Below are 12,344 nucleotides of genomic sequence, written 5' to 3'. Positions count from 1 at the left end.
ACGGTGGTGGGTTCACGACCCCCGATGCGCTGCTGGCCTCCATGAGCGAAGCGCTGCGCGAAAGTGATCGCGAGCGGTAACTGGCATGCCCGGCTCATTCCTGTACCTGCTGACAAAAGCCCGCCGGCCGGGGGCCATACAAAGAGCGGCTATCTGTTCATTTCCACCCAACTCAAAGTCAATAACCACCCGGCCACGATCATCGACGGCCAGGCGTTCATTGCCACCTTTTTCGAGGAGTCCGCGCCATGAGCGCTATTGCTCTAACCCACATCCAAACCCGCACACGCGAATTGGTACCGGGCTTTATAGTCAGCCTGATCGTGGCCGCCGCCGCCTCGTTTTTGTCCGAGCACTACGGCGCGCCGGTCATGTTGTTCGCCTTGTTGCTGGGCATGGCCTTGAATTTTCTTGCCGACGACGGTCCCTGCAAAATCGGCGTCGAGTTCACCGCCCGCACGGTACTGCGCATCGGCGTCGCTCTGCTGGGCATGCGCATCACCCTGGAACAAATGGCGGCACTGGGCTGGAAGCCGATGGTACTGGTGGTGATCCTGGTGGTGTTGACCATCGCTGCCTCGGTGATCGCCGCGAAGTTTCTGGGTTTCTCGCGGCTGTTTGGCATGCTCACCGGTGGCGCCACGGCCATCTGCGGCGCATCGGCAGCCTTGGCACTGGCGGCGGCGTTGCCGAACCATCCGCAGAAAGAGCGCGCGACCCTGTTCACGGTGATCGGCGTGTCGGCGTTGTCCACCCTGGCGATGATCGTCTATCCAATGATTGCCAACTGGTTCTCGTTGTCGCCACAGATCGCCGGGGTGTTCCTCGGCGCCACCATCCACGACGTCGCCCAAGTGGTCGGTGCTGGGTACGGCATGTCAACCGAGACCGGTGACACGGCCACGGTGGTCAAGCTGATGCGCGTTGCCATGCTCCTGCCGGTGATCGTCACCGCGGCCATGATCACCCGCATGCAAAGCGCTGACCCGACCGGCAAGCGCCCACCGCTGCTGCCATGGTTCGCCGTGGGTTTTCTGATTCTGGCCTGCATCAACAGCACCGGCTGGATCGCTCCGGCGGTGCAAGGCGGGGTCAATGAGTTGTCGCGCTGGTGCCTGGTGATTTCCATCAGTGCCCTGGGCATGAAGACTCGGCTCAAGGAGCTGGCGGCGGTCGGGATCAAACCGATCCTGCTGATGGTCGGTGAGACGGTGTTCTTGGTCGTGCTGGTACTGCTGTTGCTGCACTGGGGTCTCTGAAAACAGGCTTCACTCAGGTTTATGGTATGGCTTCACTGGGCTGGCTCCTCGTTACAGTGAAGCTCACCACCGGTGCCACAAACATCGGTTTTTTGCGGCGACTGTACCAGCAGTCGCCGTTTTTTTTTGCTCATCACGAATGGTCGGGAAAGACGCGATCTACTTGAAAAAGAATTCGCAATACTCATACCACGCACAAGAACGCCGATTTGTCAGATGTGTTTGCTCGCACGAACATCATCAGTCAAATCGGCGCTGTTGTTTCTGAGTTTCCCGCAATTGCGTGAAAAACCTTTTTTGCCTTGTACTCAGAAGGATTTAGGGACTGCGGCACTCTCTGCGCAGAGACCGGACTGTTTCTGCGCGCTGCGCCACGCCGCCGGTGGCATGCCGAACTGGTTGATGAACCAGCGGGTAAAGGAGCTGGCCATGGAGAAGCCGAACATGTCGGCGATGCGGCTCATCGAGTTGTTCGGGTTCTCCAGATAACGCAGAGCCAGGTCGCGGCGCACGTCATTGATCAGGTCGTTGAAGGCACAGCCGTCGTCCTGCAGACGGCGTTGAAAGGTACGCACGTTCATGCCCTGTGACAGGGCGATCTGCTCTAGGGTGGCGCGCCCCATGGGCAACAACAGGTAGATGGCCTTGCGCACCTCGAACAGCATCGAGGTGCTTTCATCGCCCTGCAACGAATCGATGTAGTCTTGGGCATAACGGGCCATGGACGGGTCGGCATTGGGATTGATCATATCGAGACTGGCTTCGGAGCAAACGATGCCGTTGAACTCGCTGCCGAATTCCAGATTGCAGCCGAACAGGCGCTGATGCAAGTGCAGGCTGTCTGGCGGCTGGTGCATGAAGTTGACGCTGTAGGGGCGCCACTTCGAGCCGAGCAGTGTCGAGCACAAGCGGAACAGCACGCCAATGACCAGCTCCGTGGCTTGGCGATTGGGCAGCAGTGTCTCGGTGACCATCACTGCACGAATGATCACCATCCTGCCGGCCTCTTCAACGAAGATTCCCAGGGAATCGTTCATCAGATGACGGTAGCGCTCCATCACCTGCAAGGCGTCGCGCAGGGTGCGCTGTTGGCTGAGCAGCAGGCTGACTACACCGAGGTCCGAAAGCTGGCGTGACTCGGCCATGCGCAGGCCGAAGGTCTGGCAATCGCTGGCGGCGGCCGAATCTTCCAGCAGACGTACGGCGGCATCGATGGGAATGCGGTATTCAGGGGCTTGCAGCTGAGCCTTGTTCAGGCCGGCAACTGCCAGCACGTCACGCGGGTTGAACCCTAGGTCCTGGGTGACTTCCAGGTATTTGGTCAAGACGGCGGCGCGAACAAGCTTGGGCATGTATAGGATCTCCCTCGGCCGATGGCGGCGTTTCTTTTTTCATCGAATATGTATTGAGCGAGAAGACGGCGCTTGTGGAATTACTGATAGCGCTAGCGATCTTCAACCTTGGTCTGGCGTATTGCAGAGCAGGAAGCGCGGTCCCATTGTAGGGAACACGAGCGCGGCGTTATGGGCATGGCGGGATAATTTCTTTGCATATTGGGACACTACCGGCGAGCCAAGAATGGCGGCGGCAGAAGCAGCTCTATAGTCTTTCGATCTGTCCCAATTTCACAATATTGTGTCCTGCTAAGCTCAGTGCAGGGCACCCTCTCAGAGCTACCTTCAAGCCCACAACTAATAAGATGGAGGTAGATAATGGATACGCGCACTTCAATGTGTATCGGTCAGCCGCTCGCTGCAATGGCGCAGGTGGATGCCGACGATCCTGATGCATTCAACCACTGCTTTGCCGACGTCAACGGCATCCGCATGCACTACATCGACGAGGGCCAGGGCCCGCTCGTCATCCTGCTGCACGGCTTCCCCTACCTCTGGTACATGTGGCGGCGCCAGATCGTGGCATTGGCCGAGGCTGGCTATCGGGTTGTGGTGCCCGATCAACGCGGGTTCGGGCAATCGGACCGCCCCGATGCCATCGAAGCCTATGACATGAGCCAGTCCGTCGGCGACATGGTGGGTTTGATGGCGGCCCTGGGCGAAACCTCTGCGGTGATCATCGGCCACGACCTGGGCGCCTGGGTGGCCCAGGCGGCCGCCATGTTGCGCCCGGATCTGTTCAGTGGCCTGGTGATGCTCAATACCCCGGTACCGCCGCGGGGCAAGGTCAAGCCAACCGTGGGCTTGCAGGCCATGGCGAAAGGCCGGGTCTACCACCACCTGTATTTCCAGCAGCTCACCAAGCCGGATCGCGAGCTGGCCGCTGATCCGCGCAAGACCTTGAGCAGCGTCTTCTACTCGATCTCCGGCAGCGCCGTGGGAGCCGAACGCTGGCGTCTGTTTGTCGAGGCCGGTGAGCCGATTCTCAACGCCTTTACCGAGCCGAAGGGAGCGTTCCCGTACTGGCTGAGCCCTCGGTCGCTCGACTACTACGTCGCCGAGTACACGCGCACGGGGTTTACCGGTGCCCTGAACTACTACCGCTGTCGCGACCGCAACTGGGAAATCACCGCGTTTCTCGACGGCGCGAAGGTCAGCCAGCCAAGCCTGTTCATCGGTGGTGCTGCCGACCCTTCCCTGGAGCCGGTGGAGATCCGCAGCCTCTACGACCAGATGGACGCCTACCTACCCGCTCTGCGCAAAAAGGTGCTGCTACCCGGTGTAGGCCATAGCGCAGCAGAGGAAAGCCCGGCTCAGGTCAACGAATTGCTGCTGGAGTTTCTCGAGCAGTTGATGTCCGGCGACCCGGCCTCTGAGCCAGCGGCTGGCTAAACCCCTTGATAGCGGTAATGCAAAGGCAGGGCGAACGCTACCGGCATCTGCCGTAACGTCCGCCCTGCCTTTGCACATGGACAGGGCTGGATTTGTTCCTTGTTACTCAGCTGGCAGCCTTGACCAGCAGATGATCGCCGAACTGCTCGCGCAGGCGGTTCTTCAACACCTTGCCCGTAGCACCCAGTGGTATCGTGTCGACGAAGACCACATCATCCGGCGTCCACCACTTGGCAATCTTGCCGTCATAAAAGGTCAGCAGATCTTCCCGGGTCAGGGCTGCCTGCGCTTTCCTGACGATGATCAGCAAGGGCCGTTCATCCCACTTCGCGTGTTTCGCGGCGATGCAGGCCGCCTGGGCGACAGAGGGATGGCTCAGGGCAATGTTCTCCAGATCGATCGAGCCGATCCACTCCCCACCCGACTTGATCACATCCTTGCTGCGATCGGTGATCTGCATGAAGCCGTCGCCATCGATGGTCGCCACATCGCCGGTGGGGAACCAGGTCTGGCCGGCGTGTTCGAGCAGCGGCGAACAGTCGCTTTCATTTCTGAAATAGTCGCGCACGACCCAGGGGCCACGCACTATCAGGTCACCCGAGGTCGCGCCGTCCCAAGGCAGCTCCAGGCCGTCCGCGTCAACGATCTTCATGTCGACGCCAAACACCGCCCGGCCTTGCTTGGATTGCATGGCATAACGCTCTGCCGGAGACATTTCGAGGTGCCTGGCCTTCAGGGCGCCGACGGTTCCGATAGGGCTCAGTTCCGTCATCCCCCAGACGTGCAATACCGCTACGCCGTAGGTTTGCTGAAAGGTGTGCAGCATGGACGGGGGGCAGGTCGCGCCACCAATGATGCTGCGTTTCATGCTGGAGAATTGCCGGCCGGTTTTTTCCAGATGACCAAGCAGGCCTTGCCACACGGTAGGGACACCCGCGGACAGTGTCACCTGCTCGGCTTCGAGCAGTTCGAACAGCGATGCTCCATCCAGGGCCGGTCCGGGAAATACCAGCTTGGCCCCGACCATGCACGCGATGTAGGGAAGTCCCCAGGCGTTGATATGGAACATCGGCACAACGGGCAGGATCACGTCGTGCGCCGAACAATTCAGGGCGTCAGGGAGCGCGGCTGCATAGGTGTGCAGCACCGACGAGCGATGACTGTACAAAACCCCTTTAGGGTTGCCCGTCGTACCAGAGGTGTAGCAGAGCGTACTGGCGGCATCCTCGTCGAAAACCGGCCAGGCGTAGTCGCAGGCTCCCTGTTGAAGCAGGTCTTCATAGCACAGCAAGTTGTCGATACCGGCATCCTTGGGCATGTGCGCCTGATCAGTCATGGCGATGAACGCCTTGACCCCATTGCAGCGCCCGGCGATGGCCTTGATCAGTGGCAAGAAGGTCAAGTCGAAGAAGATGTACTGGTCTTCGGCGTGATTGGCGATGTAGGCGACCTGGTCTTCATGCAGGCGAGGGTTGATGGTATGCACAATGGCACCCATGCCGGCAACGCCGTAGTACAACTCCAGGTGCCGATAGCCATTCCAGGCCAGTGTGCCGATCCGTTCGGAAGGCTTGACGCCCAGGCGGGTGAGTGCGCTGGCCAACTGGCGCGCGCGATGGTGGCAGTCTCGGAAGGTGTAGCGATGGATATCGCCCTCCACCCGACGGGATACGATCTGCGTATCACCGTGATGGCGGTCGGCATGTTCAATGAGTGAGGAAATCAAAAGCTGCTTTTGCATCATCAGGCCTTTCATGGCATCGCTCCGTTCGCTTGTCTGTGATCGGGGGAGCGAGCAGGCGGCCAGGCCCGGGTCAGATTTCGCGTCAAGACCGCGACCCGACACAGCCTGTTTCCCTCCCCTGAATGATTGCTAACCGGTAACTGGCCCGGTCGCCCCTTGAACCAGAGGCGCCGGGTTTTCCCGTGAAATCCGGGTCAGTTGAATGCCGTCAGGTCTTTCGGCGCGATGTCATGCTGCTCGCAATAAGCTAGATAGCGTTGCAACCCGGTCTTCCAGTTTTCCAGCGCGACGATGTTGTCGTTGCCGTCCAAGAACGCGAGATCGCCCGTCACTTGAACCAGCATGAGCGAATACCCGTCCGCGCTTCCCGTGCTGACGACTTCAGGTGTGTGAGTCGACGCGGCCGTCTCGTAGACGATGCTGCCGGGGCCGGCGATCCAGTCATGCTCCTTGTATTTCCACTGACCTTCGATCGTGTAGACCATGACCGTGCCGGTGTGGTGGTGCTTGGGCAGTTGCATGTCCAGCGGCGCCTTCATCATGACGATCCATTCGCCACGGATCGGGTCGAGCTTGAAGTACTTGAGCAGGACGTTATCGGCATAAGGGGTAAACGGAATCCAGGGCAGGGATTCGCCATCGATGACGGCGGTGTCGACGTGTTCGTAGAGCATAGGTATCTCCGTTGATTGTTGTTGTGATCGGGAATTTTTCGGCGACCGGGATCGTCCGACCATCACGGATGGTCGGGTGCCCGGGCTGTCTGTCTTGCAGTCAGGGTCAGGTCAGCGGGGTTCCCGCCAAGGTTGCGCGCAGCATCTTCCGTGGCGCGTTGCCGTAGTCAGCCACGGCGTAGTGCTGGATTTGCAGGTTGTCCCACATGGCAACGGTGTTGGTGCGCCACTTCAGGCGAACCTGGTATTCCGGGATGGCGGCCTGGGAGATCAGGTAGTTCATCAGGTGATGAGCCTCGGGCATGAAGTCCTGGCCGTAGCGGATGTCCTCGAAGTTGAAGAAGTTCGAGAAATGGGTGGTGAATGCGGAATTGACGAACAGCACCTTCTCGCCGGTCTCGGGATGCACAAGCACTACCGGATGCTCGGCGCCGGGGGTCTTCAGGGCCATCGCGTGACGTTCTTCGCGTGGCAACTGGGCGCCAAAGGTCTGCTCGGCACCGTGTTTGGCATACAAGCCATCGATCCGTTGCTTGATGCCTTCGGGCAGCTTTTCGTAGGCCATCACCATGTTGGAAAACAGCGTATCGCCGCCGGTCTCCGGACCCAGTTCGCAGCGCAATACCGCACCGCGGGGCGGCGCCTGCTTGTAGGTGACATCGGCATGCCAGAGGTTTTCGCGACTAGCCTTTTCCACATAGCTCTTGGGCTTGCTCGGATCGAGATTGCGGTACAGCATCAGCAGCTTGTCCGCCTCCGGATGGCTCGGCGCCAAGGGATGGGCTTCCAGTTCGCTGAATTGCGCGGCGAAGTGCTGTTGCTCCATTGGGGTGATGTTCTGGTCGCGAAAGAACAACACTTTGTGCTTGAGCCACAGCTCCCGGATTTGCGCGATCAGTTCTGGATCTTGGGCAGCGTCGACAAGGCTGACGTTGCTGAGCTCGGCGCCGATGGCGGGTGTGCAAAGCTCTACCTTGATCGAATGCTGTCGCACCGACGACCGGATGATGGCCGGTGCCGAGGGCGATGCTGGTGAAGGGGTGTTTTGGATGTCGGCGATTTTTGTCATTGTTGTCTCCAATCCGTGCTTGTACGGCGATGCGCAAGATGTGCATCCGGTATAGGTAACAGGCCCCCGCTGATGGCAGAGGTACTGGTCCTATAGTAGATATCTCGGGCACGAGACTATGGGCGCGGCGGGACAGTTTATTAGCATATTGGGACGGTGCGTCGGGACCACGGACATTAGCTGATTAATGTCCACGCACCGGCGCAGTTTTGCCTGCTGGGACGGAATTTCTAGAGATGGACGGAGGAGTGCATATCGTGAGGAGCATCGAGGACGTCGAAAATCCACGCAATATGGCTGATCAGGAGCACTAAAAAGCACGTGAGCGGTCGCCGGGCTTCGCTTTTATGCGAGAGGCCTTGGGGGCTGCCTAGTTCTCCAGTTGTAAAAGGCTCAATCCGAAAGTGATTGGTCAAACTGGCCGCGGAACCACTGCGACATCTAGTGTTTTCATCAAAGGACTTTGAGGTTCCCAAAAAAATCGAACGTCAGCTTCTGGCCGATTCTGTTGAAAAAGTACGGCTTGGTTCTCACGACAGAAAAGTACGCGTCTGAGATTGAATTTCTTGCTTTCAGCAGAGGTGTCCAGACTCGGATTTTACGTAGCAGCGGGCAAAAAATGTGTTTTTACCCGTCAATATTCGAGCGGTTGAGAAAACCGACTATTTCAACAGAATCGGCCGGTAGCGGTCACTCCGGCGCCATCATCACCGCGAGCGTCATCTTGATAAATTCCTCATTCTTGTCGATAGCTTCAAGGGCGCCGCGCACATTGTCGGCGACATCGGCCGATCCGCGCTGCTCGACCCAGCTCGAAAGCTCCAGGATAGCGGCTTCAAGGGCAAGCTGGTTTTCGTTGATCTTGAACAGCAGGGAAGGGAGCAGGTCAGAGTTTGGCATCGCGAATCCTCCGTGGAGTTTTCAGCGTAGCAGTGGGGATGAGGAGTGATGTTTGGTTGGCAGGACGCCGGAGCAGGGCTATGCGCAAAACCACCGCTACAGGCCACGGTTTACCGTTTGCATAAGCACAAAAAAACGGATGTTTTGCCACCCTGAATAGGATAAATATTCGTTTAAAAACAATATGTTATGGTTGTTTAGTCCCCAGCATGGGGTGCTAGGGGTCGAGTGTTCGAATCACTCCGTCCCGACCATATAATTCAAAGGGTTGCGAGATTTTATCTTGCTACCCTTTTTTATGTTTGGTCGTTTTTACCCCCACAAAACGACTGGCTCTGGGTGGAATCCTCATGGCTTCCGCGTGGGCGGACGCAGGCTTTGGCGCTCACGCGTGGTCTCTTTATCAATGTTGATTAGTCTTTCTCTTCAGGTCCTGACGTTTTTGAGTGTTTAAGACTATTTTCCTGTGTATTGAGAACTACATACAGGTCAACCATCAGCTTGTTTATCTCAGGTCGCTCGGGTCATCCTACGTACCCGGTAGTTAGGCTTGGGCGGCACTGGGATCGTATAGCCGTCGGGGACTAGACTGCGTAGGTCATAGCCAATCATGAACAATCCAGCTTCAAAGGCGTGGCAGCGGTCTACCAGCTGAGGCTGCTTGGCGAATAATTCGGACCCTTCTAGTACCGCGCGGATGATCCAACCTAATTGGAGCTGACGCCGTGCCCAAAGGTGCCGACTGGTGGTGGAGAGTTGCGGTGTACCGTTGTACCCAGGCTTTAAGTGTTTTGGGTTTCGAATCTGGTCGCCGATCCCTGGCCCCCAGGCGAAGTCCACTACCTGCGGCGCAGTGGTGCCGGTGCCTTGGCGTTACAGGCAGTAGAGCAGCGCGATGGCGGCACCGACCCGGCCGTCATAGATTGGAGAGCCAGTGGTGTCGAGCAGGGCATGGATCTTAGTCATGCCCGAGTCGAATCTTAGGATGTTCTGCTTGGTGAGGGGGTTGAGCTGCTGCTTGCGGTCCAGCGCGAGAAGCGCCTGGCACTGCTTTAGGTAATTCATCAAGTTCTTGTCGTGCATTTGATTCTTGAGAAATCCGACGGCGCCATCGACTTTTCCCCACGCTAGGATCGCTTCGCAGGCTCCATGCGTGGCGAACTCATCGCGGGCCCGAACCGCCAAACGTAAGCGAATGCGCAGCCGGCGCAGCTCCGCCTTGACCGTCTCCCAATTCCCGCCCCACTGGTATTCCGCCTGAACCGCTTCGATACCTTGAACCTTGCAGTCGATTGCTTTGCGCACAAACCTGCTGCGCGCGACCTTCAGATGCACTGGCAGAGTGGGGAGGTTTTCGATTAGCCACTCGATGAGGCCGAGCACGTCCGGTTGCTCGAGAAACTGCTTGCGATTCATTCCATGGTTCCTGGTCGCGCCGTGATGCGGATGATGCTCTAAGGTAGCGCACGACGGGGTAGACTCGGGGATTGATCGTGCTGCGGTCTCGTGTCATCGGAAAAACCATGTTCTGAGTTCAGTGGACATGACCTGCCAAGAAGGGGGGGGTAAGTGACAAGAGTTGGGCAGGGCGCTTGCTCAGGTTTTTTATTAGCCTGATGAAGCTTTTGTGGAACAGCATTAGTAAAACCGCGACAGCAGGAAAAGCCATCGCGGTTGTTCTGCGTTTTAGCGGTTAGCGTCGGCCAAGCCAGCCTCAATGAAGCGCACGGAGCTCTCCATCGCCTGCTGACCTTCTGGCAGCATGGTGGCGTAGAAGTGCCAGGCGTGGAACATTGCTGGCCAAACTTCCAGGTTCACGCGAACTCGGTTATCAGCCAAGTGAGTTGCAAGGCGCATTGCATCACTCAACATCAGCTCGTTCTCGCCGATCTGCACCAAGATTGGTGGAAGACCGGTGACGTCCGCGAACACAGGTGAGGCCAGAGGATGATTGGCCAATGTGTCGCCCAGGAATGCTCTGGCGAGGATGTCCAAGACAGGCTTGGAGTTCAGAGGATCCAGACCTTCACGATTGCTCATGGAGGCACCGGTGTGTTCAAGGTTTGCCCATGGCGAGATGGACGAACCAACTGCAGGCAGTGGAAGCCCTTTGGATTTCGCAGCCACCATCACGCTGACAACCATCGCGCCGCCGGCTGACTCGCCAGAGAATGCGATCTTGTTAGCTGGGATCTTCTGCTCAAGCAGCCACTCGTAGGCGCGCAGTGTGTCGTCAATAGAGGCTGGGAACTTGTGCTCAGGGGCAAGGCGGTAGTCCGGCATGTACACACGAGCACCGAGCATTTTCGCGTAGTTGCCGCCGATACCGTGGTAGCCGTCTGGACGTCCTACAATGTAGGCGCCGCCGTGGATGTACATCACGACCGCGTCGGTTTTGATCTCGTCCGGAGTAACCAGTGTGCCGGGTACGCCACCCATGTCGACTGCTTCGAATTTGACGCCAGCAGGCGCAGGATTTTGCGCGAGCATTTTTGCGTAGGAGTCGCGGATGTCGCTCATTTTTGTAGTGGTATCGATTCCCTTAAGAACGGGTACCAGATCGCTCAGGCTGTTGGCCCAGGTTTGGACGGCTGCTTGGACTTTAGTGTTCATAATGACCTCAATTGATCGTTGGGAGTGGATTAGCTAATTGAGATACTATGCTTAGTATTGGGGAATAGGGTTCCCCATAACAGGTGCTAAGCCGCCCGAACGTTGAGACCACCGAGGCCGTATGGAACTCCATAACCTGAATGATATTGCCGCGTTTGTGAGCTCGGTAAACGCTGGAAGCTTCACTGCGGCGGCAAAACAGCTTGGCCTTACGCGCTCTGCAGTGGGAAAGTCGATAGTCAGGCTCGAGGCTCGTTTACAGGTACGTTTACTGAATCGCACTACGCGCAGTTTAAGCATGACGGATGACGGCCAGGTTCTGTATGAGCGCTGTGTGGGCGTTCTTCAGGATCTGGACGACGTGGAGGATGCCCTTGCGTTTCGTCGTTCGACACCTAGTGGGCGACTGCGGATGAGTCTGCCGGTTGCGCTGGGCAGACTTCATGTCCTTCAGCACATTGAGTGCTGCCTTAAGGATTGGCCCTCCCTGAGCGTGGATATCACCTTTTCTGACAGGCTGGTCGATCTGATCGATGAGGGATTTGATTTGGCCATGCGCATCGGGCCACCGAAGGAAGATTCTCGGTTGTTAACGCGCACTGTGGCCTACCAACAAATGATTACCTGCGCTTCCCCCAAATATTTGGCTGAGCATGCCGAGCCTAAAACGCCGGAGGATTTATCCGAGCACCAGTGCCTGCATTTCGTGAGCGGTGGGAGGTTGCTTCCTTGGAATTTTCGCGTGAATGGTAGCTCTTTGTCCGTTACTCATGGCGGAAGGCTGCAGATGGACAGTGCTGAGTCACTGCACCAGTCAGCTGTCGCTGGTTTGGGTATAGCGACCCTGCCTTCCTACGTGGTTAACGACGACTTGCGCAGCGGAAAGCTCGTCCAACTGCTCGCGGAGTACGCGGAGGCCGCAGAGCCTATTCGGGTGATTTACCCTAGCAAGCGGCACCTATCTCCAAAAATTCGACTCTTCATCGATAAGCTCGTGGAGGCTTGGTCACCATGCCCACCATGGGAACAGCATTCTGCGGAAGGCATTCACTCTGCCTGACCCGTGAGCGAAGCCCGCGCGGCTAGTCGATACCTAGCATATGCATCGCGTATTCATCTCACTTGATCATCGACTTCCAGGCGTGGGCACTGCGCCCGTATTCCGTGCATCAGCCAAAGGAGCCAGTGCCTCAGAGGCTTAGTGCGCCGGTGTTTTCCACATCCTCAATATGATTGGCCCAGATGCTCATGACTGCGTTTCGTAGGAGCTACTGGCGCTCCTTGCGGGGGCAGTGACCG

General features: G+C 57.8%; 10 protein-coding genes. 3 read left to right on the top strand and 7 right to left on the bottom strand.

What is annotated here, in order from left to right; translation table 11 throughout:
• The first annotated feature begins 248 nt into the window (after positions 1–248).
• On the top strand, positions 249–1,259 hold the full coding sequence (locus ASE98_RS03330; RefSeq protein ID WP_060539965.1) for a YeiH family protein: 1,011 nt from the start codon (positions 249–251) through the stop codon (positions 1,257–1,259).
• Positions 1,260–1,567: 308 nt separating this feature from the next.
• Here the strand turns inward: ASE98_RS03330 and ASE98_RS03325 are convergent, their stop codons facing one another.
• Positions 1,568–2,611 carry an AraC family transcriptional regulator gene (locus tag ASE98_RS03325; RefSeq protein WP_060539964.1) on the bottom strand — a complete coding sequence of 348 codons (1,044 nt, stop codon included), beginning with the start codon at positions 2,609–2,611 and terminating at the stop codon, positions 1,568–1,570.
• A gap of 360 nt (positions 2,612–2,971) precedes the next feature.
• Here ASE98_RS03325 and ASE98_RS03320 point away from each other — a divergent pair, with 360 nt between their 5' ends.
• A complete protein-coding gene (locus ASE98_RS03320; protein WP_201782587.1) occupies positions 2,972–4,045 on the top strand; it encodes an alpha/beta hydrolase in 1,074 nt (357 codons plus the stop codon).
• Positions 4,046–4,151: 106 nt separating this feature from the next.
• On the opposite strand, the gene ASE98_RS03315 is transcribed toward ASE98_RS03320, so the two are convergent.
• From ASE98_RS03315 to ASE98_RS03290, 6 genes are all read right to left on the bottom strand, one after another.
• The gene (locus ASE98_RS03315) at positions 4,152–5,801 is read right to left on the bottom strand and encodes a 3-(methylthio)propionyl-CoA ligase (protein WP_060539963.1); all 1,650 of its coding nucleotides are present in this window, start codon (positions 5,799–5,801) and stop codon (positions 4,152–4,154) included.
• Between the two features lie 182 nt (positions 5,802–5,983).
• Positions 5,984–6,463 carry a 2,4'-dihydroxyacetophenone dioxygenase family protein gene (locus ASE98_RS03310; RefSeq protein WP_060539962.1) on the bottom strand — a complete coding sequence of 160 codons (480 nt, stop codon included), beginning with the start codon at positions 6,461–6,463 and terminating at the stop codon, positions 5,984–5,986.
• Positions 6,464–6,569: 106 nt separating this feature from the next.
• Positions 6,570–7,442 (bottom strand): TauD/TfdA dioxygenase family protein, encoded by an 873-nt coding sequence (locus ASE98_RS03305; protein ID WP_201782589.1) that lies wholly within the window; start codon positions 7,440–7,442, stop codon positions 6,570–6,572.
• Between the two features lie 780 nt (positions 7,443–8,222).
• Positions 8,223–8,432, bottom strand: a complete 210-nt coding sequence (locus tag ASE98_RS03300) for a hypothetical protein (protein ID WP_060539960.1) — start codon at positions 8,430–8,432, stop codon at positions 8,223–8,225.
• Between the two features lie 873 nt (positions 8,433–9,305).
• Positions 9,306–9,848 (bottom strand): hypothetical protein, encoded by a 543-nt coding sequence (locus ASE98_RS26885; protein WP_177327283.1) that lies wholly within the window; start codon positions 9,846–9,848, stop codon positions 9,306–9,308.
• 270 nt (positions 9,849–10,118) lie between these two features.
• Complete coding sequence (locus tag ASE98_RS03290; RefSeq protein WP_027620514.1) at positions 10,119–11,045, bottom strand: alpha/beta hydrolase; 927 nt, start codon at positions 11,043–11,045, stop codon at positions 10,119–10,121.
• Between the two features lie 121 nt (positions 11,046–11,166).
• Between ASE98_RS03290 and ASE98_RS03285 the strand changes: the two genes are divergently transcribed.
• Positions 11,167–12,105 (top strand): LysR family transcriptional regulator, encoded by a 939-nt coding sequence (locus ASE98_RS03285; RefSeq protein WP_060539959.1) that lies wholly within the window; start codon positions 11,167–11,169, stop codon positions 12,103–12,105.
• The last annotated feature ends 239 nt before the right edge of the window (positions 12,106–12,344 follow it).

The organism is Pseudomonas sp. Leaf48 (assembly GCF_001421885.1).
GTDB lineage: Bacteria > Pseudomonadota > Gammaproteobacteria > Pseudomonadales > Pseudomonadaceae > Aquipseudomonas.
The sequence above is the reverse complement of the archived record's forward strand: the minus strand, read 5'-3'. Positions and strand labels throughout refer to the sequence as shown.